Source organism: Eoetvoesiella caeni, assembly GCF_003315175.1.
Lineage (GTDB): Bacteria > Pseudomonadota > Gammaproteobacteria > Burkholderiales > Burkholderiaceae_B > Eoetvoesia > Eoetvoesia caeni.
In genome coordinates, this window is the sequence record NZ_QNRQ01000003.1 from 1 (window position 1) to 23922 (window position 23922).

At 57.4% G+C, this 23922-nt stretch carries 23 protein-coding genes; 13 read left to right on the forward strand and 10 right to left on the reverse strand.

Translation table 11 applies throughout. The annotated features are described in order from the left end of the window. Nucleotides 1-677 precede the first annotated feature (677 nt). Nucleotides 678-878 (forward strand): c-type cytochrome, encoded by a 201-nt coding sequence (locus tag DFR37_RS06570; protein ID WP_245954002.1) that lies wholly within the window; start codon nucleotides 678-680, stop codon nucleotides 876-878. Here the strand turns inward: DFR37_RS06570 and DFR37_RS06575 are convergent. The 3 genes from DFR37_RS06575 to DFR37_RS06585 all read right to left on the reverse strand — a co-directional run bounded on the left by DFR37_RS06575 (nucleotide 868) and on the right by DFR37_RS06585 (nucleotide 3664). Continuing rightward, nucleotides 868-1311: a CHRD domain-containing protein gene (locus DFR37_RS06575; RefSeq protein WP_113932456.1), complete on the reverse strand. Its 444-nt coding sequence runs from the start codon at nucleotides 1309-1311 to the stop codon at nucleotides 868-870. The two genes, DFR37_RS06570 and DFR37_RS06575, sit on opposite strands and share 11 nt — an antisense overlap. Nucleotides 1312-1496: 185 nt before the next feature. After that, nucleotides 1497-2507 carry a VTT domain-containing protein gene (locus DFR37_RS06580; protein ID WP_211317226.1) on the reverse strand — a complete coding sequence of 337 codons (1011 nt, stop codon included), beginning with the start codon at nucleotides 2505-2507 and terminating at the stop codon, nucleotides 1497-1499. Nucleotides 2508-2590: 83 nt separating this feature from the next. Then, nucleotides 2591-3664 carry a diguanylate cyclase domain-containing protein gene (locus tag DFR37_RS06585; protein ID WP_113932457.1) on the reverse strand — a complete coding sequence of 358 codons (1074 nt, stop codon included), beginning with the start codon at nucleotides 3662-3664 and terminating at the stop codon, nucleotides 2591-2593. Nucleotides 3665-3904: 240 nt separating this feature from the next. On the opposite strand from DFR37_RS06585, the gene DFR37_RS06590 reads away from it, so the two are divergent. The 5 genes from DFR37_RS06590 to DFR37_RS06610 are packed head-to-tail and all read left to right on the forward strand — an operon-like array spanning nucleotide 3905 to nucleotide 8488. Then, nucleotides 3905-5116 carry an amino acid ABC transporter substrate-binding protein gene (locus DFR37_RS06590; protein WP_113932458.1) on the forward strand — a complete coding sequence of 404 codons (1212 nt, stop codon included), beginning with the start codon at nucleotides 3905-3907 and terminating at the stop codon, nucleotides 5114-5116. 18 nt (nucleotides 5117-5134) lie between these two features. Continuing rightward, complete coding sequence (locus DFR37_RS06595; RefSeq protein WP_113932459.1) at nucleotides 5135-5998, forward strand: branched-chain amino acid ABC transporter permease; 864 nt, start codon at nucleotides 5135-5137, stop codon at nucleotides 5996-5998. Next, nucleotides 5995-6942 carry a branched-chain amino acid ABC transporter permease gene (locus DFR37_RS06600; RefSeq protein ID WP_113932460.1) on the forward strand — a complete coding sequence of 316 codons (948 nt, stop codon included), beginning with the start codon at nucleotides 5995-5997 and terminating at the stop codon, nucleotides 6940-6942. The genes DFR37_RS06595 and DFR37_RS06600 overlap by 4 nt, the downstream gene beginning before the upstream one ends. Before the next feature lie 11 nt (nucleotides 6943-6953). Further along, nucleotides 6954-7763, forward strand: a complete 810-nt coding sequence (locus tag DFR37_RS06605) for an ABC transporter ATP-binding protein (protein ID WP_242341770.1) — start codon at nucleotides 6954-6956, stop codon at nucleotides 7761-7763. Further along, complete coding sequence (locus DFR37_RS06610; RefSeq protein ID WP_113932461.1) at nucleotides 7760-8488, forward strand: ABC transporter ATP-binding protein; 729 nt, start codon at nucleotides 7760-7762, stop codon at nucleotides 8486-8488. Before DFR37_RS06605 ends, DFR37_RS06610 begins: the two co-directional genes overlap by 4 nt. A gap of 8 nt (nucleotides 8489-8496) precedes the next feature. Here the strand turns inward: DFR37_RS06610 and DFR37_RS06615 are convergent, their stop codons facing one another. Continuing rightward, nucleotides 8497-8913: a hypothetical protein gene (locus tag DFR37_RS06615; protein WP_113932462.1), complete on the reverse strand. Its 417-nt coding sequence runs from the start codon at nucleotides 8911-8913 to the stop codon at nucleotides 8497-8499. Nucleotides 8914-9091: 178 nt separating this feature from the next. Next, nucleotides 9092-10846: a methyl-accepting chemotaxis protein gene (locus DFR37_RS06620; RefSeq protein ID WP_113932463.1), complete on the reverse strand. Its 1755-nt coding sequence runs from the start codon at nucleotides 10844-10846 to the stop codon at nucleotides 9092-9094. Between the two features lie 339 nt (nucleotides 10847-11185). On the opposite strand from DFR37_RS06620, the gene DFR37_RS06625 reads away from it, so the two are divergent. After that, complete coding sequence (locus tag DFR37_RS06625) at nucleotides 11186-11458, forward strand: hypothetical protein (RefSeq protein WP_113932464.1); 273 nt, start codon at nucleotides 11186-11188, stop codon at nucleotides 11456-11458. Nucleotides 11459-11487: 29 nt separating this feature from the next. Here DFR37_RS06625 and DFR37_RS06630 read toward each other — a convergent pair whose 3' ends face one another. Then, nucleotides 11488-12357 (reverse strand): pirin family protein, encoded by an 870-nt coding sequence (locus tag DFR37_RS06630; protein ID WP_113932465.1) that lies wholly within the window; start codon nucleotides 12355-12357, stop codon nucleotides 11488-11490. 355 nt (nucleotides 12358-12712) lie between these two features. Here DFR37_RS06630 and mgtA point away from each other — a divergent pair, with 355 nt between their 5' ends. Next, a complete protein-coding gene (mgtA, locus tag DFR37_RS06635) occupies nucleotides 12713-15502 on the forward strand; it encodes a magnesium-translocating P-type ATPase (protein ID WP_113932466.1) in 2790 nt (929 codons plus the stop codon). A gap of 205 nt (nucleotides 15503-15707) precedes the next feature. Further along, nucleotides 15708-16862 (forward strand): ABC transporter substrate-binding protein, encoded by a 1155-nt coding sequence (locus tag DFR37_RS06640; RefSeq protein ID WP_113932467.1) that lies wholly within the window; start codon nucleotides 15708-15710, stop codon nucleotides 16860-16862. A 181-nt stretch (nucleotides 16863-17043) separates the two neighbouring features. Here DFR37_RS06640 and DFR37_RS06645 read toward each other — a convergent pair whose 3' ends face one another. Then, a complete protein-coding gene (locus tag DFR37_RS06645) occupies nucleotides 17044-17595 on the reverse strand; it encodes an NADPH-dependent FMN reductase (protein WP_113932468.1) in 552 nt (183 codons plus the stop codon). A 230-nt stretch (nucleotides 17596-17825) separates the two neighbouring features. Here DFR37_RS06645 and DFR37_RS06650 point away from each other — a divergent pair, with 230 nt between their 5' ends. The 4 genes from DFR37_RS06650 to DFR37_RS06660 all read left to right on the forward strand — a co-directional run bounded on the left by DFR37_RS06650 (nucleotide 17826) and on the right by DFR37_RS06660 (nucleotide 20989). Next, nucleotides 17826-19817 carry an acetoacetate--CoA ligase gene (locus DFR37_RS06650; protein WP_113932469.1) on the forward strand — a complete coding sequence of 664 codons (1992 nt, stop codon included), beginning with the start codon at nucleotides 17826-17828 and terminating at the stop codon, nucleotides 19815-19817. Nucleotides 19818-19887: 70 nt separating this feature from the next. Further along, nucleotides 19888-20355, forward strand: a complete 468-nt coding sequence (locus DFR37_RS06655) for a MarR family winged helix-turn-helix transcriptional regulator (RefSeq protein WP_242341769.1) — start codon at nucleotides 19888-19890, stop codon at nucleotides 20353-20355. A gap of 67 nt (nucleotides 20356-20422) precedes the next feature. After that, a complete protein-coding gene (locus DFR37_RS23420) occupies nucleotides 20423-20548 on the forward strand; it encodes a hypothetical protein (protein ID WP_276330267.1) in 126 nt (41 codons plus the stop codon). Between the two features lie 15 nt (nucleotides 20549-20563). Beyond that, complete coding sequence (locus DFR37_RS06660; protein ID WP_113932470.1) at nucleotides 20564-20989, forward strand: universal stress protein; 426 nt, start codon at nucleotides 20564-20566, stop codon at nucleotides 20987-20989. 47 nt (nucleotides 20990-21036) lie between these two features. Here the strand turns inward: DFR37_RS06660 and DFR37_RS06665 are convergent, their stop codons facing one another. The 3 genes from DFR37_RS06665 to DFR37_RS06675 form a co-directional block, all read right to left on the reverse strand. Continuing rightward, on the reverse strand, nucleotides 21037-21894 hold the full coding sequence (locus DFR37_RS06665; RefSeq protein WP_113932471.1) for a slipin family protein: 858 nt from the start codon (nucleotides 21892-21894) through the stop codon (nucleotides 21037-21039). Nucleotides 21895-21950: 56 nt separating this feature from the next. Beyond that, nucleotides 21951-23405, reverse strand: coding sequence for an NfeD family protein (locus DFR37_RS06670; RefSeq protein WP_242341768.1), 1455 nt, complete (start codon nucleotides 23403-23405; stop codon nucleotides 21951-21953). An 89-nt stretch (nucleotides 23406-23494) separates the two neighbouring features. Continuing rightward, entirely contained in the window at nucleotides 23495-23878 is a 384-nt protein-coding gene (locus DFR37_RS06675) for a DUF488 domain-containing protein (protein ID WP_113932473.1), read from the reverse strand. Nucleotides 23879-23922 lie beyond the last annotated feature (44 nt).

Consider the following 23922-nt stretch of genomic DNA (forward strand, 5'->3'; position numbering starts at 1 on the left):
TCGGCATGGCCATGCCGCGAACCTTTCGCCGGTAAACTACGAACGGCAGTACCTTTCTGAGGCAACGAACTGTCTATAAAAGTCTGGCCGATTCAGAGTCATGTTGCAGCATAGACGCTAGGGTGGTCGATTACAGGCGCACGGTGTCGGGTGCAGGTTCGGCGCCATAGTCCACGCAGCCCATCGGCGCGATCTGGGCCGCGTCCCATCACCGCAGGACCAAGCTTGTTAGCTTAACTATAAACCTTTAGCCCGAAGACAAGTTTAATTTAATAAAAGATGGCTTCTTCTCGGGAGCGGTAAATAGCTGCTAAAGGTACAGTTTTAGTCCCCGAGTATTTACAGTTTTAGTCTTTTAGACGTCTGCTAAGAAAGACCGACTGCGTGGATTGAGAAAACGGAACTAAATTTGTCCCGTAGATGCAAAGCATCAATAGGCCAACTTTAGTTCCGCATCCGTCCTGTAATTTAGTTCCGAGCGCTCCAATCCATGGTGATAAACAGGCCAATGAAAGGGTCGCAGCTTTCCCTACATAATACGCATAATGTGTATTATGTTAAATAATAGAAATGGAAGATTGCACTGTTATTCCAGCGACTCAGCGGCGCGCAGCGCTTCGCCCGATTCATCCTTGTATCCTTGGGCATCAAGCACGTTTTATAAAATGAATGGTTGAATGGCAGCCCTTGTGGCGCTTGGGCAAAAAGTCTATGCCAACAACTGCGCCGCTTGCCACGGTGCCAAGCTTGAAGGTCAACCCGATTCTGGCCGTGCTGGCTTATATCAAGAGCACTTGGCCCGAACGGGCGCTGGCTGCGCAGAAGGAAATTACGCAGCAAGCGCCACAGTGATGGCTCGGTCCTGCATTACGGCTTGAGCTGATCGCGAATTTCGCCGCCTTTGTGCTCGGCGCTATGGACGTTGACATAGAGGTTGCCCTCTTTATATGCCTTGTATTGCGCATCAGTCAGCTTGGCATTTGCAGGCACTGCCCACTGATTGTCGCCTTTCTTTTCCAGGGGGATGATCACCGGCCCGTTCTTGCCTGCGGCAGCTTCATGGATGTGCGCCATGGTGCCGACTACCCCCGAGGTGGTAACGCTGCCGCTGACCGCCTTGTCATCGCCAACAGTGATTGTGCCGTTGCCCTTCGCAGACGTGGTGACCGCGGGAACCTCATGGGCGCCGCTAAGCGTCACCTTGCTTTGCGCCGCTTGAGCAACGCCATAGCCTGCGGCCAGAACAACAATGATCGCACTGCTTGCGAGCCCCGCCAGGCGGGATTTCAAGAAAACTGGCTTGCTTGTCATATATGTACTCCTTGAAGTTAAGGCCTTGGCTTGGTTGCCGGGCCTGGCCGACCATAGATCAATCCCCTGCTCCAGCACATAGTGTGCCTACTGTTAACTGATCACGCAACAACCGCTATAGTAGGGGCAGCAAGGCTGGTTGGGCACTTGCCCAGGTGGCGTCAGCGCCGCAGCCTTGCTTGCAACTACAGCCGCTCTGCCTTGATGTGCTCCAACGCGAAACCCGACTGTATCCATCCGTCCATGCCGCCATTGAGCACGCGCGCTTTGATGCCGCGCCGGCGCAAGACGTAAGCCGCTTTCACGGCTGAGGCGTCGTTGGGACAGGCACAGTAGACAATGACGTCTGTCTCGTCTTTCCATTCGGGCAAGCTCGCATGCTTCGCCAGCAAGCCGAGATCGATATTCCTAGCGCCCTGTATGCGGTCTACCAATCCCCCTTCCGCCCCGCCCTGCCGGACATCAAGCAGAAACATTGGGGTATTGTTTTCGAGCATTTGAGCCAACTCGGCTGGTTGCACCAGGGAAAGCCTGGATTTCAGGCGGGACAGACGCAGGCGCCTCCACACTCGGAATCCAATATACAGTCCCAACAGCGCGCCAATAACGACAAGCGCACTGCCGCCCAGGTTGTCCAGATAGATCAGGACATTCTGGATCTGCTCATGAAACAGAATACCCAGCATAAGACCGCAGCCAGCCCACAGAACGGAGCCGGCCAGGTTGAAGATCACGAACGAGGTGGTGCTCATGCCCATGGCTCCCGCCATGGGCGGTGCAAGAGTGGAAATCCCCGGCACGAATTTGGATATGACCAGAGTCGCGACCCCATGCTTGGCAAAACTCAGTTCGCTTTGCCGCACGCAGGAATCAGGCGAGATAGCGATCTTGCACAGCAGCGACAACATACGCCGGCCATGGCGGCGCCCAGCCAGAAACCAGAGCAGATCCGCCAGCATGGAAGCCACCGACGCGACGACCAGTGCCATGACACCGTAAAGACTGTTGTCTATGGCATCCATGCCGGCGACCAGCAAAAACGGCAAGGCCGGAATGGGCGCGCCCACTTGTTCGATAAAAACACCCGCAAACACAGCCCACAAGCCATGCTCCGAAACCAAGTTGAAAAAGAAATCCATGTTCTGGCTGTTGTATACGTTGCGCCGGTCGTTGACCTGAATTGCCTGGCGATGCATTCAAAGAAAGTATATACGGGTCGACAACAACTTATAAGACAGCTATGGAAAAGAAGGCCTGATCGCAGCCGAATATCTGCGCTTCATCGGGCAAATTCTCCGTACAGCGCACACTGGTTTATGCCCAGCAGCTTTGCCTGCAGCAAGGCCTGGCTGGCTTGCCCAAGCAAAGTCGGCATATCGAAGCCGTCCTGGGGGTGTCTGGCGATTCCGACACTGGTGCTTACGGTATATTCCAAGCCGGCAACAGCCAAGGATGGCGACATGGTGGCGATGATTTTTTGCGCTACGACCAATGCATCGTCGGCATCGATCATTTCCGGCAGCAAAACCGTGAATTGGTTGTCCGCGAAACGGGCGACCGTGTCATAGCTTCGCACGCAGCTGCTTAAGCGTTCGGCCGCCCGCGCCAGCAGTTCATGGGTCGTTGCATGACGGCCTTCCTTGCCCTGCTCCACCGCCGAAAAATCCAGATTGATATGCAGCACGGCAAGGCTGGAATCGTTGCGTTCGGCCAGCAACAGCATCTGGCGGCCGCGGTCCAGGAACAGAGGCCAGCCCGGCAGGCCGGTAACTTCATCGTGCAATGCCGCCTGCTTCACGCGCTTTTCGTATCCGCCGCGGGCATGCAAAAACTGGCCTATATCCTGAGCCAGCCCTTCGAACATGCGCCGTGCGCCGTCGTCAAGGTCATACTTGGAGCTACAGAACAACGCAACCACTCCCAGTGTGTTTGCCGCGTAGCGTAAAGGAAACGCCAACGCGCTATACCGCTTCTCGCCGGCGGCCACGTCAACCAATGCAGGCCGAGGTTCGACGCGAATGTCGCTGGCTGAGGCCAATTCGCCCGTCTGCAGCACTTTACCCGGCAAAGCGGCAACAAGGGCAGATTCGGCGTTTTGGATCTGGCCTAAAAGCCCAGCAGCATCGCAGCCGGCTTTATGCCATTCGCTTTGATAGCTGAGGTTGCCGCTTTCGTCCGCCAACCAGGCAACACCCATCTCCCAGCCACCGCTGTCGGCTATTTTCTTAACAGCATTGAACAGCGCGTCTGAAACCGTTTCTGCACGTGCCAATAGACTGGCGACGCCGTATTGCAGGCTTGATGCAAGCGGACCGTTATTTGCGGTTTCAGCGGTATTAGGAACTTGAACCATGGGAATCCATCAGAAAAACGCCTGCGGCATCAATGGGCCGACCAGAGGCGAAAAGTAAAAACCAGATGACGGGATGATACTGCTTGTAATGCGACTTGGCTTGCGGGAATGTCAATTGCTTGCAAAGAAAACATCATCGGTGACTATTGTGTGACCAAAGCTAACACCTTTCGTTTTTTTCAGGATTTAGTCAACTTTGCCGCCTCAACATGTAGACACAATGTTTCAGGAGAAATTGTCATGTCGAGTAGCGGCTCTGTTCTTCTATCCCTGTGTTTGGCCGTTTCCGCGGCTTTGCCTTTAAGCCCGGCTCACGCGCAAGACATAGTTCTTGGTGCCTCGGTTCAGTTGACAGGTCCATTGGCGAACACAGGTCGATATTATCGCGATGCTTACCAGATTACCGTCGACAAGATTAATGCGGCGGGCGGCGTCAAGATCGGCGGCCAAGCGCACAAGCTGGCGCTGAAGCTTTACGATAATCAGTCGGATGTAAATCTAAGCGTGCGCCAGTACACGCAGTTGCTAACACAAGACAAGGTCAATTTACTGCTGGGACCTTTTGCCAGCAATTTCGCTATTGCGGACTCCGCCGTGTCGGAAAAATACCGGGTGCCCATGGTTCAAGGCGGCGGCGCATCGGACCAGATCTTTTCGCGCAATTTCAAATATATATTCGGTACGCTCGCGCCAGCCAGCAATTACTTCGGCAGCACCATCGACATGCTTGCGCATCTCAAGCCCGCGCCCAAGACTGCCGCCCTGCTGTATGCGGATGACTCATTCGATGTTTCCGTGGCCAACGGCACGCGCCCCAAGCTGAAATCAGCAGGCCTGCAGATTGTCATGGACGAGCGCTACAGTACCAACGCAAGCGACTTCAACACCCTGCTCTCGCAGATCAAAAGCAAGAATGTTGACGTTGTACTTGTGGCGGGGCACGAAACCGAAATATTGAATTTCGTGCGGCAGGCAAAAAGCCTGGCGGTTGCGCCCAAGCTCTATTCGTTTACTGTGGGCGTGCCCAGCGAAGACTTTCGCAAGGCGCTTGGCAAGGACGCCGACTACGCCTTCGGCATGACGGCCTGGCTGCCGTCCGCGGACTTGAAGGACCGCTGGTTCGGAGACGCCCAGCAGTTCGCCCAGGCGTATCGCGCCAAGTACGGCTACGACCCGGACTACCACGCGGCGTCGGGAGCGGCCGATGTTGAAACCCTGGTCCAGGCCATGGAAAATGCGGGGTCTACCGACCCGAAAAAAGTACGCGACGAATTGGCCAAGATCAAGTTCGACAGCCTTTATGGCCCGATAGCGTTCGCGGCGAACGGGCAAATCGACTTGCCGCAGGATGTGGTGCAAGTACAGGGCGACAAACTGGTGGCCGTTTATAACGGCAAAACGTTTACAGCGCAGGCAAAATACCCGATGCCTGCTTGGGGAGCGCGCCAGTAACCCCCAGGCTGCCAACTCATGGATCTGCTCATACAAGTCTTGGTCAACGGCATCTTGCTTGGCGGGCTGTACGCCGTCATGGCGCTGGGCCTGGCGTTGGTATGGGGCGTGTTGAATATTGTCAATCTGGCGCACGGGGCGTTCATCATGCTGGGCGCCTATATTTCATGGCATTTGTATGTCTATGCCAGCATAGATCCCTTCCTTGGTTTGCCGATTACCGCCATATTGATGTTTGCGTTGGGCTATGCGCTGCAAAGAGGCCTGTTGAACCTGGTTGTTCGCGCGCCCATGTTCAATACCCTGCTTCTTACATTCGGGCTGGAGGTCGTACTAACTTACCTGGCGCAATTGGCGTTTTCCGCCGACTATCGCACGATCAACCCCGCGTATGCCGGCAATAGCTTCCAACTGGGCGCGCTGACGATACCCGTGGTGCGCTTGGCGGCCTTCGCCGTTGCCTTGGGCTTGACTATCGGCATGTGGCTGTTCTTGCTGCACACCCGGCTGGGGCGCGCCATCCGCGCCACCGCCCAGAACCTGGTGGCGGCACGTTTATACGGCGTTGAACCGCGCCATCTGTATGCGCTGACCTTCGGCCTGGGCCTGGCGCTGGCGGGTGCCGCAGGCGGCCTGTACGGCACAGTGTCGCAGATCAACCCATATATAGGCGCTTCGCTTACCGCCAAATCATTTGCTATTTCCATCATCGGCGGCCTGGACAACCCATTGGGCGTTCTTGTCGGGGGGCTGTTCCTGGGCATCGTTGAATCGCTGACGGCCTTGTACATAGGACCCACATTCTCCGATGTCGCCAGCTTCAGCATTTTGATTCTTGTATTGATAGTCCGTCCTAGCGGCTTGCTTGGAAAAACGGCATGAAGGCCCGGTATGCCGCCTTGGTAGTGGTTGCCGGACTGCTCTTGGCGGCTGTACCGTGGCTGGGTTCCGATGTGCTGACGCAGTTCGGCATCAGCGCCCTCTTACTGGCTGTCCTGGCGCAGGGCTGGAACATTATTGGCGGCTATACGGGCTATGCCTCGTTCGGCAATTCCGTGTTCTATGGTCTGGGCAGCTATGGCGTGGGCATCGCCATGGTGCAATGGCAGCAGCCATTTGCGGTCGGCCTGGCCTTTGGCGTCTTGATGGCCGTGGTCTTTGCCGTGGTGCTAGGCCTGCCCGTGCTGAGGCTGCGTGGCCACTACTTTGCCATTGCCACGCTGGCGCTGGCGCAGGTGATGATTGCCATCGTCAGCAATATTGGACTGGCCGGCCGAAATATCGGCCTGGTCCTACCGCCGTTGAACAACGACCCCTTGTTCTATGAGCTGTCATTGGGCTTGCTGGCACTGACGACCTTATGCGTGTTCTGGCTTGCGCATAGCCGCTTCGGATTCGGCCTTATCGCAATAAGAGAAAACGAGGAAGGCGCCGCCGTCATGGGCGTGAACACGACGCTTTATAAGGTGATGGCGTTTGCGCTGTCCGGCGTTTTCAGTGCCCTGGCCGGCGGTATTCACGCCTACTGGATTACCTTCCTGGACCCCGAGAGCGCCTTCGACATCAGCCTGAATGTGAAGATGATCATCATGGCTGTGCTGGGCGGATCTGGGACAGTGCTGGGCCCCATAGTCGGCGCGTTTACTTTGTCGGCGCTTTCCGAGGTGCTTGCCAGCGAGATCACCAGCCTTGCCAGCCTGTTCTTTGGGCTGGTCATTGTGGTGGCCGTAGTCTTCATGCCGCGTGGCTTGGCCGACGTCCTGCGTCGCTCACGCAAGGCAGGATGGCGCTACTTTATTGAAAACATTCGGGCGCACAGGTTATGACGGTGGACCACATGGCAAATTCCGTTTCCGGTTCGATGCCCGCCTCGGCTAGCGATGCGCAAGGCGAAGAATTGGCGCGCGAGCCCTCCATTCCGATACTCGATGCGCGCAAGGTGACACGCCGCTTTGCCGGCCTGCTGGCCGTCAACAATGTAAGCTTTCACTTGGACGCCGGAGAAATACTGGGGCTGGTCGGCCCCAATGGCGCGGGAAAAACGACGCTCATTAATCTTGTCAGCGGCACGCTTTTTCCCGACAGCGGCGAAATTGTTTTTCAAGGCAAGGACATTACCCGCCTGGCTCCTTACCGACGAGCGCGGCAGGGCATTGGCCGTACATTTCAGATCATGCAGCCCTTCCCTGGGCTTTCCGTTTTGGATAATGTAGCAGTGGGCGCGCTATTCGGACGCGGCTTGGGCTTGCCCGGCCTTGGCCCCGCACGGGAGCAGGCTCGCGAATGCCTGGACTTTGTCGGCCTGGGCAAGTTCGCAGGGCAACGTGCCGACGAGCTTGGCGGCCCAAGCCGCAAACGGCTGGAGTTGGCAAAGGCGCTTGCCATGCAGCCAAAAGTATTGCTGTGCGACGAAGTAATGTCGGGCCTGAATCTGGTCGAGATCGAAGAGGTGATCGACGTAATTCGAAAAGTGCGGGACCAAGGCATCAGCGTGCTTGTCATCGAGCATGTGCTCAAAGCCATCAAGGACTTGTCGGACCGCTTGATCGTATTGCACCATGGGGAAAAGATCGCCGATGGCAGGCCCGAGCTGGTCCTGTCGGACGCCGCCGTCGTTCAAGCTTATCTGGGCAAGAGGCGCGCATGAGTCGGGACACTACGCAAGAACCGTTGCTCTTGGTCGAGAAACTTAGCGCCGGCTATGGCGAAATGCTGGCCATTACCGATATTGACCTGCGGATTTATCGCGCCGAGATCGTCGCGTTGATAGGCAGCAACGGAGCTGGGAAAAGCACGCTGCTGCGCGCTTTGTCTCGCGTCCTGCCGTGCACTGGCCGCATAGTCCTGAACGGCCGTGAATTGAGCGCGGCCACTTCCGACCAGGTTTTCGCGCTGGGCATGGTGCAAGTGCCTGAAGGCCGCCAGCTGTTCGGGCGCATGAGCGTGCACGACAACCTGCTTATGGGCGCCTATCGGCGTTCCGACAAGAGTGCAATAGCGCAGGACCTGGAACGCATATACGAAATGTTCCCCAGGCTTGCCGAGCGCAGGCGCCAAATGGCCGGCAGCATGTCGGGCGGCGAACAGCAGCTGTGCGCCCTGGCCCGTGCCCTGATGGCCTCACCGATATTGATCATGGTCGACGAGATGAGCCTGGGTCTGGCACCGATCATTGTGGAACAGCTAATGGACATCCTGGTGGGCATCAGGCGCAACGGCGTAACCGTATTCCTGGTGGAGCAAGACATTCATCTGGCTTTGTCCATAGCGGACCGCGGCTACGTCATGGAAACGGGCCGTATCGTGCAAAGCGGGCCGGCGCGCGAACTTGTCGACGACCCGAAGGTCCGGCATGCATATTTGGGAACGTGAAATACCGTTCAATCTGGCGCCGCGCTTTTGTCCTTGGCCCGCTGTTGGCGCAGCTCGGCGTTTTTTACGACGACATAGGCGACCAGGGCAAAGGCAAATACCACCAGATAGGTCCAGGCTATGCTTTGCAGGCATTCGATGACGGTTCGGTAGATTTCTAGAGTCCAGCGCTCTCCATTCAGCGCCAGGGGCGCCGCGTTTTCTTTCGCGGGTTCGATATAGCGCTCAAGCGCGTAGATGCGAACCCCGCCCGAGATGCCGGCAACGAAGGCCGCAAACGTAATATATCGGCGCCACGCCGAGCTGATCCGGTCCTGGATGATGCGGTCGAGAATCAAGCCTATGGGCTTATCGAACAGCTTCACCACCAGTAGTGAAACCAGCGCTGCGACAACGAATGTAGCCAGCAACAATGAATAAAACATAAATTCGGCGCCTAGTGTGCTGTCTGGTTGGTCCGTGCATTCAAAGTCGGATGCACAGGCTTGCCAGGATGGTTAAGTTTCATAACTCCGGTACTTTAACAGCTGTCCTGCGCGGCATGGACATCGGCGCAAAAAGCCGGGCCTGGCCCGGTGATCATCCCGATTGCGAGCGATTATCCTAGAACGATTCCCACTCGTCGTTTTTCGCGGCTAGCGGCGTTTCTACAAGAGGAGAACGCAACCGGCTGGCGGCAGCAACCGAACCAAGCCGGTGCATGGCAGGCCCGGAGGCCTGCTGGCGAACAGTCGGAGCCGATGCTCTATTTGCATTGAGCGCCGAGGCGTTTTCCGGCCGGCCCGCACGTCTTTGGCCGAGTTTGAAGGCGCCGACGGCGGCCACCAATTGTTCCGCCTGTGCGTCCAGGCTTTCGGCTGCCGCGGCGGACTCTTCGACCAGGGCCGCGTTCTGCTGGGTCACGTCGCTAAGCTGCGTAACGGCGTTATTGATTTGTTCCAGCCCGGATGCTTGCTCGGTGGTCGCCGAATGGATTTCATTGATCAAGTCGGTAACGCGCTTGACCTGATTGACGATGTCCAGCATGGTCGCACCGGCGGCATCGGCCATCTGGCTGCCCGCCTCTACTCTGCTGGCGCTATCGTCGATAAGCGTTTTAATTTCTTTTGCGGCCGCGGCGCTTTTTTGAGCCAGGTTGCGCACTTCGCTGGCAACCACGGCAAAGCCGCGCCCCTCTTCGCCTGCCCTTGCAGCTTCGACTGAAGCATTCAGCGCCAGGATATTGGTCTGGAATGCAATACCGTCGATCACCGCAATAATGTCGACGATCTTGCGCGAAGCCTGGGCGATGCCGTCCATGGTTTCGACCACGTTATTGACCGCATGCCCGCCCTGGCTGGCCACTGTGCTGGCGGTCGTGGCCAGCGTAACGGCCTGCTCGGAAACTTCGGCGTTGCTTTTGACTGTGCTGGCCAATTGTTCCATGGCGGCCGCCGTTTCCGTGATATTGGCAGCCTGTTCTTCAGTGCGCTGGGACAGGTCGGCATTGCCCAGGGCAATTTGATGCGACCCTGTGGCTATGCTGTCACTGCTTTCCCGTACCGACCCAACGACCTGGCGCAGGGAGGCTTGCATCCGGCTCATGGCATGGATCACACTGCCGTCGCGCGCCTTGGCGGTATCTATCGCCGTGGTCAGGTCGCCGTCGGCAATGGCGTGGGCCACGCCCGCTACTTCCTTGGGTTCGCCGCCCAACTGACGCGTCAGGCCGCGCGTAATGAGCACCCCGAGCCCCAGAGCCAGCAAAGCGCCGCCCGCGGTCAATGAAATCATGACTGCGAAAATAAAATCGTAAATACCATTCGTTTGCACGGCGGCCTGCTTGGCATTGTTCTGCTTGCCTTGAACCAGTCCGTCCATGAGGTCCTCGAGCTTATTGCCGGTCAAGTGAATTTCGTGAGTCAGTATTTCATTCGCCTTGACTGCCTGACCAGGAGGCTCGGCAACCAGGACACCGATCATTTTCTTGATCCCCCCTTCATATGCGCGAAGGGCGTCGTGCGTGTTCCTTACGAAGGTTTTGCCTTCCTGGGTGACAAGCAAAGTATCCAGGGTCTTCAATTCAGTATCGGCTGCGCTCAAATACTGCTTAAGCGCTTCCAACTGCTGATCGCGCTCTGCCGCGGTCGGCGCCAGCAATGCGCTGCGCGCGGTACGCCCCGCCATCAGCACGGCGGCCTTGGCATCTGTGGCATGGCGCAGCCCAACCAGCTCGACGTCGTACATCCTGGCGGCAAGGCTGTGAAGTTGATCGACGGCGCGCAAACCCATCACGCCAATGATGGCGGCAATGATTGCCACAAGTAAAAAACCGCCGATCAGCTTGACGCCGATTTTCATGTCGGTAAACCAGTTCATAGATCTTCCTAAAGCAATGGACGAGGCTTGGCGCGATAGCGGTAAGCCGGACAAGAGAAAGCCTTCAAAAAACGCATTGCCGCTCGAGGCGGCTCAGATTTATGAGGTATGCATGATTGATTAACGGCCTTGCTCAGCCAAACTTTAGGGTTTACCCTAGGTTCGGGATATCGCTGCGCCTGTCAAGGAAGGCGGCGACCGCAAAATCAGTCTTCTGGACTGGCGGTATTGCTGGATGTCTACTGTGTAACATTTGAATAAATATTCGAACGAGGCGCCGCATTGCGGGTCAAATCCGTATACAGACCAATTTACTTTTATTTAAGGCGAAGTTGAATCATGAACGGCACCCTGCGCCGAATAGCCATTGCGGCTTTTGCCCTTTCCGTGCTTGGCGGCTGTGCGGTTTACGCGCCTGCCGACGACGGTTATGCTTATTACCCTTCCGGGCCGGCCTATGTCGAACCGGGTCCGGTTTATGTCGCACCTTCGCCGCGCGTCTATGTGGCGCCGCCGCCTGTATATTTCAATTTCGGCTACAGCCGCTCGTGGGGCGGGCATTATCATGGACATGGACGCCGCTGGGGCGGCCACCGCGGCCACTGGCGCTAGCGCAGACCATTCGGCGGCCGGCGCCCCGCTTATACCTCCGGCAAGGTAATAAATTCTTTATTGTCCAGGGGCGGCAGCATTATTTTCCCGGCCTGCCAATCGGCCTTGGCCTGTTCGATGCGCTCTTTGCGCGAGGACACAAAATTCCACCAAATATGGCGCGGGCCCAAGGGCTCGCCACCCAACAGCATCAGACGGCTGGCCTGCAGGGCCTTGATTGCCGGAGCGGCGCCCGCTGCAAATACCAGCATTTGGCCCTTGTTGTATTGAATCCCTTCGACCTCTATGCTGCCGTGGGCCACGTAGACCGCGCGTTCCGGATGGCCCGACGGCATCTCGATGAACGCGCCGGGCTGCAAGCTGGCGTCGACATAAAATAAAGGCGAATGCGTCATCGCCGGACTGGTCAGATTGTAGGCGCTGCCGGCAATAATCCGCCCCGCCACTCCGGTGCCGGTAAAGGACGGCAACACCGCTGCGTCGTAATGGTCGAACGCGGGCGCGTCCTCTTCGTTGCCTTCAGGCAGCGCCACCCAGGCTTGTATGCCGTCCATGCCGCCGCCCTTTTCCCGCATGCCGTCGAAGCGCTCGGAATGACTGATGCCGCGGCCCGAAGTCATCCAGTTCAGGTCGCCGGGCAGAATGGCCTGCTCTACACCCAGGCTGTCCCGATGCGTCATTTGTCCATCAAATAAATAAGTGACCGTGGACAAACCGATGTGAGGGTGCGGCCGGACGTCGAATTTCCGGGGGATTGGAGCCTGCAGATCCTGCGGCCCCATGCGATCGAAAAAGATGAATGGACCGACCATGCGCCGCTTGCTGAACGGCAGAACCCGTCCGACTTCAAAGCCGCCGCCTAAATCGTGAATTCTTGAGTCTATGACTATTTCGGGCATGGATTCTCCTGGAGTGGCATGGCCGATGCAAAAAGCCGGCCGAACTATATTGTTATACAGCCAATTGGTCGAATCGGCGATTGCGTGGCGCTGGCCGCGGGATTAGAATTTTGGAGTTCCATTTCATTACGGAGATTTTTCTGTGGACTGTCCCAGTTGTCGATCTTGTATCGGCACCTTAACCGCAAGGTAGCTACAGAACCATTCCCGTTCCGCTGCCTTGCCATTCTGGCGGGCTAGCGGCCAATTCGATCCTTCCGATCGTCTCGTCTGCTCCCCTCGATTTTTTCGTTCGGCCCTTTTTTTTCGGCCGGACCGGCTGCGCGCGCTTATGCGCTCGCCCGAGGAGCACACTATGCGTTTCAACAAAATTCCAAATCCGGATATCGCTGTCCTTAAAGAGCTGTTTGCGGGATTTGTCCGCAGCCGCCATATGTCCCGGCATTTCCGGCGCTTTACCAGTCTGGGCGCCTGGTCGCGCGCCCATGTATCGCAAGAAGCTACGCCCGCACTGGCGCACACCCTGCTTGCCGCTGCGCAATCCGACAAGGCCGCACTGCTGGACAAACTTGGCACAAGCGCGGGCGGTTTGAGCCCCGAACAAGTCCTGGCTGTACGCGAGGTGGTCGGACCCAACGAGATCGGCCACGAAAGACCCTTGCCATGGTGGGTCCACCTATGGCATTGCTATCGCAACCCTTTCAATTTGCTGTTGACCCTGCTGGCGGCAATATCCTTCATCACCGAAGACGAAAAGGCCACCTTGGTCATTTCGTTCATGGTCCTGCTTTCGACCGTACTGCGGTTCTGGCAGGAAGGTAAGTCCAACAAGGCCGCCGATGCGCTTAAGAACATGGTCAGCAATACAGCGACAGTCATGCGCTACACCGCGTCGGCTGAGGCTGCAATAGCGCCTGGGGTACCAGAGGCACCGCCGCCGTTCTTGCCCCAATCGCAAAAAACGGAAATCCCTTTCACCGAGCTGCTGCCGGGCGATATTGTCCTGCTGTCGGCAGGCGACATGATACCCGCCGACATGCGCGTCCTGGCGGCCAAGGACTTGTTCGTCAGCCAGTCCGCCATGACTGGCGAATCGCTGCCAATAGAAAAATTTCCCGCTCTGGCCGAGCCGCGCGGCGGCAATGTGTTCGAACTGGAAAACATTCTTTTCATGGGAACGAACGTCATATCCGGGTCGGCCACGGCGGTTGCCATAAGCACTGGCGGAATGACGTATTTCGGCACGCTGGCCCAGCGCGTCAGCGCCGTCGACCGCTCGCCCACCGCTTTCCAGGCCGGCGTCAATAAAGTCAGTTGGTTGTTGATCCGCTTTATGCTGGTGATGTCGCCTATTGTCCTGCTCATCAATGGCTACACCAAAGGCGACTGGCTGGAGGCGTTTCTGTTTGCGCTTTCCATCGCGGTCGGGCTGACCCCCGAAATGCTGCCGATGATAGTCACGTCCACACTGGCCAAAGGCGCGGTGATCCTGTCGCGCAAAAAGGTAATTGTGAAGCGGCTGGACGCCATTCAGAATTTCGGCGCCATGAACGTCTTGTGTACCGACAAGACCGGCACGCTCACCCAGGACAGGATTTTCCTCGAGCGTCATACCGATGCGTTCGGCCAGGAGTCCGACGAGGTGCTGGAGCTGGCGTATCTGAACAGCTATTACCAGACCGGGCTTAAAAACCTGCTTGATGTCGCCGTGCTGGCCCATGCCGAAGTGCATCGCGAACTGCGCGTCGCCTCGGCCTTTGGCAAGGTGGACGAGATCCCGTTCGACTTCAATCGTCGACGCATGTCCGTAGTGGTGGCCGAGCAAGACAGGCATCATTTGCTTATTTGCAAAGGCGCAACCGAGGAAGTGCTGGGCATATGCACCCAAGTGCGCCACGGCGAACACGACGAACCTTTGACGCAAGAGCACCTTGCGCAAGTGCGGGCCATTACCGCCGAATTGAACGGGGAGGGACTGCGGGTTGTGGCGGTTGCGGTAAAAAGCATGCCCGCGTCCAGGGACACCTACAGCGTCGCCGATGAGTCGGACCTGACCCTGGTGGGCTATATCGCTTTCCTGGATCCTCCCAAAGAGACAACCGCGCCGGCTATAGCGGCGCTGACGGAACATGGCGTAGCCGTCAAAGTCCTGACCGGCGACAACGAGCTGGTGACTGTAAAAATATGCCGTGAAGTGGGCTTGCCCACTCATGCGGTTGCGTTAGGCAACGAAATCGAGGCGATGAGCGATGCGCAACTGGGCCAGGCCGTAGAGCAGATCCATATCTTTGCCAGGCTGACTCCAGAGCACAAAGAGCGTATTGTGCGAGCGCTGCGCGCCAACGGACATATTGTCGGTTTCATGGGCGATGGCATCAACGACGCACCTGCCCTGCGCGCCGCCGATATCGGCATTTCGGTGGACTCGGGCGTGGATATCGCCAAAGAGGCGGCCGACATCATCTTGCTGGAAAAGAACCTGATGGTGCTTGAAGAAGGCGTGATCGAAGGCCGGAAGACCTTCGCCAACATGCTCAAGTACATAAAAATGACGGCCAGCTCGAATTTCGGCAATGTGTTCTCGGTACTGATTGCCAGCGTATTCCTGCCTTTTTTGCCCATGCTGCCGCTGCAGTTGCTGGTGCAGAATCTGCTTTACGATGTGTCGCAAATCGCCATCCCGTTCGACAACGTAGATGAAGAGCTGCTGCGCAAACCGCAAAACTGGCGGCCCGATGAAATCCGTCGCTTTATGTTGTTCTTTGGACCGATAAGCTCTGTTTTCGACATCATTACGTTTGCCGCAATGTGGTTTTTTTTCAGTGCAAACACCATTGAAGAACAAACTCGGTTCCAGTCCGGCTGGTTTGTGGTGGGGCTGCTGACCCAAACCCTGGTCGTGCACATGATACGCAGCCCTAAGCTGCCGTTTGTGCAAAGCCGGGCATCGCTGCCTTTGCTTGCCATGACAGCCTGCGTAATGGCCATAGGCATATTTCTGCCGATGGGGCCGTTGGCCGGCTACTTCAAGCTGCAGTCATTGCCGCCGCTGTACTTTGTGTTTTTGCCTGCCGTGCTGCTGGGCTACATGGCGCTGGTGCAGGCCATGAAGAGGCTTTATGTGAAGCGCTACGGCTGGCAATGAAGGGCGCCGACCCTGCTCTAATGGCAAGCCCTAATGGCGCGCCTCAAAAAGCGAAGTATAGTGCTTGTTATCACGTAAATAATTTAAGCCAAAGGTAACTATTGTTCTTGACCCGCTTTTTTAGGCGGCGTAGAGTCCAGCGTGAGTTGTACCCAGAATTGCCCGAAGCTACCAAGCCGTAAATAAACAAATCCCAGGAGGATGCATGAAGACACGCTTTAAATTGGCTGCCATTGCCGCTGCAACATCTTTCGCAGCTTTATCCGCGCCAGCCATGGCTGACATCAATGTGGGCATTTCCTTGTCCACCACCGGTCCGGCCGCCGCCTTGGGCATCCCCGAGAAGAACAGTGTGGCCTTGCTGCCGGCCACTATCGACGGTCAGAAAATAAACTATATAGTGCTGGATGACGGCACAGACGCCTCGCAGGCCGGCAAGAATGCCCGCAAGCTGGTAACCGAAGACAAGGTCGACGTGATTCTGGGTTCGTCCTCCACGCCGCCCACGGCAGCCATTGCCGAAATCGCCAACGAATCCAAGACGCCGCAAATCGCCGTTGCACCGGTTGAATTGCCGCCCGAGAAAAACAAATGGGTCTTCCGCGCGCCGCAGCCCATCAGCCTGATGGCCGAGGCCCTGGCCGAACACATGAAGGCGCATGGCGTGAAAACGCTGGGCTTCATCGGCTATACCGATGCTTATGGCGAAAGCTGGCTTAAAGACATGACCAAGGCTGCCGAAGCCGCCGGCATCAAGATAGGCGACGTCGAGCGCTTCCAGCGCAATGACACCAGCGTAACCGGGCAGGCGGTAAAGCTTGTGGCGTCCAAACCCGACGCCATCCTGGTTGCCGCTTCGGGTACGCCGTCGGTCTTGCCTCAGGTAACGCTGCAGGATCGCGGCTTCAAAGGTCAAATCTATCAAACGCATGGCACGGCAACGAAAGAATTCATCCGCGTAGGCGGTAAAGCGGTCGAAGGCACGATTTTGCCAGTTGGCCCTGTAATTGTTGCGGACCAATTGCCCGACAGCCATCCCTCCAAAAAAATAGGCCAGGACTATACCAAGCGCTACGAGGAAAAATACGGCAAGGGTTCCTTGTCGGCCTTCGGCGCACAGTTCTATGACGCCTTCCTGCTGTTCCAGGCCGCCGTACCCGCTGCACTGAAAGCAGCCAAGCCCGGCACACCCGAGTTTCGGGCAGCCTTGCGCGACGGCATTGAAAAGTCCAAAGAAGTCGTAGCCACGCACGGCGTATACAACATGACGCCTACCGACCACTTTGGGCTGGACTCGCGCGCACGCGTGCTGGTTCAAGTCAAAGATGGCGACTGGAAGCTTCTGAACGACAAGAAGTAACAGCCGCCTGCACTGGCCAGCGCCAGAACGACTGATGCCGCAAATCCGGCACTGAGGTCGACGACCAAAAAGAACCCGCCTCGGCGGGTTCTTTTTGATGCGTACCGGCGGATGGAATTCCGGCGGCACACCGCTACGGAGCACCCGTAGGGTTACGCGGCCCGGACCTGGGCCATAAAGCCTAAGCGTGTTTCTTGACCCAGGCTACATAGGCGTCCATCCAGGATTGCAGGAATTTCTTGGTGCTTTCATTTGCGAAGTTTCCGGAAGCGTCGAAAAAGCCTTCGGTAATGTGAATGAAAGCTTCTGGCTGGCCTAGCGTAGGCATGTTCAGGTAAGCCAGGACATTGCGCAGGTGTTGCTGTGCCAAGGCGGAGCCTATTGCACCAATGGACGAGCCAAGAACCCCGGCCGGCTTCCCCGCCCATGCGCTTTGCCCATAGGGGCGCGATGCGTTATCCAATGCGTTTTTAAGCACACCCGGAATGGAACGGTTGTATTCGGCGGTGACAAACAAAACGCCTTGGGACGCCGAGATTTCGCTTTTCAGGCGTTTGACGGAGTCTGCCTGATTGCCGTCCTGATCCTGGTTGTAAAGAGGCAGGTCGCCAATTTCAACTTCCTTGAACGAGAATTCGGCAGGCGCCAGCTTGACGATGGCATGTGCCAGTTTGCGATTGTTGGAATCCTTGCGAAGGCTGCCTACCACGACGGCTATTTGGTATGTGCTCATGACGTCCCTTTGAGTGCGTTTTGGAGTGAATCTACTATACGCCAGGGCATCTCGCCTGACAACATCCGGGAGGCGACGGCGAAGCGCAGCCCGTGCCCTCTTGACATGTTTTGGGTCCGGCTTAAGCCGATACTATCGCTATCCCTAGCTACAGTTTAATTTAGTTCTGAATCATAATGATTAAATCCCATAATCAACTACCAACTACCACTAGGCAGGAAGCAATCCCGATGGCAATCAATCAAGGCGACGAACTCTGGCGTCCCAGTTCCGAACAAATCAGCGCAACGCGCCTGGCGGACTATATGCAGTGGCTTGCCACGCAGCGAGGCCGAAATCTCGATGATTACCAATCCTTGTGGCAATGGTCGGTCGACGACCTGGACGGCTTCTGGTCGTCCATTTGGCAGTTCTTCAGCATTCAAGCCGACGGTGATCCCTCGCGGGTGCTGGCCGCGCGCAGCATGCCCGGCGCGCAATGGTTTCCGGATACCAGGCTGAATTATGCCGAACATGTTTTTCGCAATGCGTCGTCAGACCGCCCCGCCCTGATCTCGCGCTACGAAAACCGGCCTTTACGAGAGGTTTCATGGGCGCAGCTGGAACAAAGTACCGGCGCGCTGGCCGCGCGCCTGCGGGAAATGGGCGTGCAGGCGGGCGACCGCGTGGTTTCTTATATGCCCAATCTGCCCGAAACCGTTATTGCGTTTCTGGCCTGTGCCAGCATAGGCGCCATCTGGTCCAGTTGCTCGCCCGAAATGGGCGTGTCCGTGGTGGTGGACCGCTTCCAGCAAATCGCGCCCAAGGTCATGTTCGCCGTCGACAGCTACAGTTATAACGGCAAAGTGCATGATCGCAGCGCGGTCGTAACCGAACTGATCGAAAAGCTGCCTTCCATAGAAACCGTGGTGCATGTGGCCGGCCCCAGCGCAGCGCCGCAAGTTCCGGCATGGCCGTCAGCCGTATCCTGGGAGGACGCCACGGCGCGGCCGGCGCAAATGGAATATACCCGCCTGCCGTTCGATCATCCTCTTTGGATAGTCTATTCGTCCGGCACCACGGGCATGCCCAAAGCCATGGTGCACGGCCACGGCGGCATCGTGCTTACGCACTTGAAAACCATGCAGCTACAGCACGATGTGCGCCCCGGCGACCGCTTTATGTTCCTGGGCAGCACGGGCTGGATAGTCTGGAACCTGATGGTCGGCGGCCTGCTTTCGGGCGCAACCGTCATCCAGTACGACGGCAACCCGACCTGGCCCGATGCGTCCACGTTGTGGCGTTTTATCGACGAGCAGGCCATTACACATTTCGGCTGCGGCGCGGCGTTCCTTATCCAGAACATGAAGGAAGGCCTGGTGCCTAACCGCGACGCCCTCTTCGACGCGCTGCGAACCATTACCTCCACCGGTTCGCCGCTGCCGCTGGACGCCTATGAATGGGTCTATGCCAATGTCAAGGCCGACCTCTGGCTGGCCTCTATCAGCGGCGGTACTGATATCGCTTCGGGTTTTGTTGCCAGCGCACCTAATTTGCCCGTCAATGCCGGCGAAATCCAATGCCGCGAACTTGGCGTGGCCGCCTATGCCTTTAACGAGGCCGGCAAGCCCGTGCTGAACGAAGTCGGCGAGCTGGTCATTACCCAGCCCATGCCGTCCATGCCTTTATATTTCTGGGCGGACGAAGGCGGCAAACGCTACCGCGAAAGCTACTTCGAAGAATTCGACGGCGTCTGGCGCCATGGCGACTGGATTCTTTTCACCGAGCGCGGAACTTCGATCATTTACGGCCGTTCGGACACGACCATCAACCGCTATGGCATACGCATGGGCACCGCCGAAATCTACCGCGTGGTGGAAGAGCTGCCCGAAGTCAAGGACAGCCTGGTCGTGGACCTTGAGTACCTGGGACGACCTTCTTTCATGCCGTTGTTCGTGGTGACGGCCCCAGGCGTCGAATTAAGCGATGAGCTGAAGACACGTATAAAGAACCAGGTGCGTACCAAGGCCTCGGCCCGCCATGTACCCAACGAAATCTATCAGGTAAGCGAAATTCCACGAACCTTGACGGGCAAGAAAATGGAATTGCCGGTACGCAAGCTGCTGCTGGGGGCGCCCGCTGAGAAAGTAGCCAGTCCCGACGCCATGTCCAACCCTCAAAGCATGCAGTATTTTATTGAGTTTGCCCAATGGTTTGCCGGACAGCAGGCCGAACCGGTTTGAGGGCGCGACGCGGCTGTCGATTCAGCCGCCCTCCATCCGGCCAAACAGGACACCGGTATCAGAAGCAGGCATGAAAGCAAAATTTGATCTCTCTGAGGACCAGAACGAGGCCGAGTTGAATCAAAACATGATGGCCAGCCTCGTGGGCTACCACTGCCGCCGCGCCTCCGCGGCGCTGGACCCGTTTTCCCATCCGCGAATGGCGGCATTTCATTTGCGCCCCGGCGACTTTGCGGTACTTAGCCTGTTGCGCGCCAATCCCGACGTAAGCCAGAAACGCGTTGCGGAAGGCATAGGTGTTTCGGCCCCCAACCTGGCCCCCATACTGGACCGGCTTGAGTCGCGGGGACTGATCGCCCGCGAGCGCAGTCTTAGCGATAAACGCGTACAAACATTGTCGTTGACCGTAGACGGCCTGCCACTTTGCCGCGAAGCCGAAAAAACCGCGGCGGCACTGGAAAGCGAAGCGACTGCAATGCTAAACGGCGCCGAGCGGCGTCAGCTTATTGCCTTGTTGCAGAAAGTCTACGTGAAATAAACGCCAGCAGAAAAGCATGATCCCGAAGGCGGCATGCCGGTCTTTACGGCGGCCCTTGATATTAATCATGACTGCAAAACGCAATTTCTTTAAGATGAAACAAAGCGCTGAGGGCGGGCTGGCGATTTGGGCACATTCCTGCCAACCGGCGCAAGGCGCTTATACCGCACCCATTTTATTGTTTCCTTTTTGAAAACCAAGGCTCCCCATGACTGCATTACTTGTTCCCGTCGACGGCTCCCCATCCTCGTTGAATGCGCTTCAGGCCGCGTTGAATTTTCTAAAGAACGACACGTCGGCCCGGTTGCACGTTATTTCCGTACAGCCTCCCATACTGTCGGGTAACGTGAAGCGTTTCGTTCCGGCAGAAACCATAGACGATTACTACAACGAAGAAGGCGAAAAGGCGTTGGCGTCGGCGCGCGAAATGCTTGAAAAGTCCGGGGCCGCGGCAAATGTCAGCGTCCAGGTCGGCCCTGTTGCAGAGACCGTCGTCGAATATGCCAAGTCGCATCAATGCGATCACATCGTGATGGGCACGCGCGGAATGGGCTATATCAAAGGGCTGGTCCTGGGGTCGATCACAACCAAGGTACTCAGCCTGACCGATCTTCCCGTTACCTTGATCAAATAGTACCGGCTCTGGGCGGTGCGGACACCGCCTGGGCCAATGCGGGCGCCTCAGGCAACGGGGTCGATTCTTCGGGGCAAGTCGGGCTGCAGCGGCGGGGTCTCCGGCGCGGGCGGTACCGTCGGCGTGCTGGGCGCGGCCCTGCGCTCCATCAAGCCAGACAATAAGTCGACCGGCACCGGGAAGATCAGCGTCGAAGACTTGTCGCCAGCGACCTGCGTCAATGTCTGCAAATAACGCAATTGCATTGCCGAAGGCTGCCGCGCCAAGGTTTCCGCGGCTTCCATCAGAGCCTGCGCCGCCTGCTTTTCGCCTTCGGCATGAATGACTTTGGCGCGACGCTCACGCTCGGCCTCGGCCTGGCGCGCAATGGCACGTATCATGTTCTCGTTCAAGTCGATGTGCTTGATTTCCACATTGGTCACCTTGATACCCCATGAGTCGGTTTGCTCATCCAGTATTTTCTGTACATCCAGATTCAGCTTTTCGCGCTCGGAGAGCATTTCGTCCAGCTCGTGCTTGCCCAACACGGCACGCAGCGTAGTCTGCGCAAGCTGGCTGGTGGCCTCCAGGTAGCGTTCGACTTGGATAATGGCCTTCTCAGGCGAGATCACGCGAAAATACAGTACCGCGTTCACCTTGACTGAAACGTTGTCGCGTGAAATGACGTCCTGGCTGGGCACGTCCATGGTGACCACGCGCAAGTCCACCCGGACCATTTGCTGCACTCCAGGAATTATGAAAATCAGGCCCGGGCCTTTTACCTTGGTGAAGCGGCCCAGTGTAAAAATAACGCCGCGCTGGTATTCGCGCAGAATCTTTAGCGCATTGAACAACACCAGCAGAATAATGACCACGATGGTCAGCAAACCGATGTTCAGACCATAAAAACTGAAGATATAAGGCATGTGTATTTCTCCTTTTCGCGGCCGGCCTCAGGGCTTGCGGCAAAATTGAAATGAAATCAAGGCCCAGCCTTGATACGCTCGACGAGAAGGGTTAGCCCGTCAAGGGCCTTGACGCGCACTTGGTCTCCCTCTTGCAGTGAATCGGGGCATCGAACCCGCCAACTTTCGCCATGGATACTGGCATAGACGGCCGTTCGCCCAACCGAGGCCACGACTCCCTCTTGACCCAGCATGTCTTCACGGCCGCTTACGACCGGATGCTTGTGGGCCCGGGCGGCCACGGCGCCCACAATAATCAAAAACGCCACGCTGCACAGAGCCACGGCAACCAGAAAAGGTATGGACAAATCGAACTCCGGAATGCCCGTATCGGTCAGGAACAGGCCGCCTAAAACAAATGCCACGACACCACCGGCCCCGATAACGCCGAAGCTGGGCAGGAAGGCCTCGGCGACCATCAATGATATGCCAAGCGCAAGCAGTCCTACTCCAGTCCAACTGACAGGCAGCAACTGGAAGGCATACAGGCCTAGCAACAAGCATATAAAGCCCGCCACGCCGGGCAAGGCCAGGCCCGGGTTGAGCATCTCGTAGAACAAGCCATAGATGCCCACCATCAGCAGCACCAGCGCCACCTGCGGGTTAGCGATAAGAGCCAGCAACTGATAACGCCAGCCCGGCTCTATGGTCTGGATGCGCGCATCAAGCGTATGCAGCACCGTGGTGCCCGTAGTCAGCTTCACTTCCCGCCCATCAACCTGCTTGAGCAAGTCGCCCAGGTCGCTGGCGACGAAATCGACGACATGGGCATCCAGCGCCTCGGAGGCCGACATGCTGGCGGCGTCCCGCACGGCGCTTTCGGCGAACTTGATATTGCGTCCACGCAATTGCGCCAGGCTGCGTATGTAGGCGGCGGCGTCATTGGTGACCTTGTTCATCATCGTGTCGCCGTGTGCCGCCGACGTCCCGGCCTTGGCATCTTTAGCGGGAGTATCGCCTTCGTCGCCGCCTTGTTGCGCTTTGGGCGCAGTGGCAGGCGTTGCCGGCACGGCCGGCTGCGGCGAGCCGCCGATTTGGACCGGCGAAGCCGCTCCCAGATTGCTGGCCGGCGTCATGGCCGCGATATGGCTGGCATACAGAATGAATGTGCCTGCGCTGGCCGCCCGCGCGCCCGCGGGCCCGACAAAAGTGGCGACAGGCACGGGCGAAGCCAGGATCTGGCGGACAACGGTGCGCATGGAGGTATCCAGGCCGCCGGGCGTGTCAAGCTGTATGACGAATAGCTCGGCTTTGTCCTTGGCCGCTTGCTCAAGGCCCCGCACAATAAAATCGGCGCTGGCCGGGCTGATAATGCCGTCGACTCGTACCTCGACAACCAAAGGCGTGCTGGGCTGGGCGAACCCTTTATATGCATTTATAGCGGCGAATAGCGCAAGCGCCATGAACGACAACAACCGCATCAGGCTGATGCAGGGGCTGCGTGAAGAGGGTCGCGGGAGTACCCTGCGCATGTGGGGCTCCTAATGTTGTCCGGCACGGCTTGCGCCGTACCGTTCTGAGGCCAGTATAGTCCGTTGGGGTTACGGGCTTGCACCAGGCTTCAGGACTTCCGGGGTTTGGTCTTCAGCACGCGGTTCATTTCGTCGGCCAGGATCAAGGCATGGTTGTGCTGGGTATCCTTGGCGCCGTACACCAAGGTTATGGTGGCGCCATCCGCCTGTTCGGCGACTTCGCGCATTAGCTTGCGCTGCTCGGGTGTACGCAACTCTTGCTGGTAATTCTCTTGAAAGCCCTCCCAGTGCTCCACCTTGTGGCCAAACCAGGTTCGCAAGGCAGGGCTGGGTGCAAGATCTTTGCACCATAGATCGAACTTGAAGTCTTCTTTGGAAAGCCCTCGCGGCCATAGCCTATCGACAAATACCCGAAAACCGTCGCCAGCATCAGGGGCCTCGTAGGCCCTGCGGATTTGAACATGTTTAACCATGGCCTGCCTCGCATCTATTTCGAAAGGACCGGCTAACTGATGAA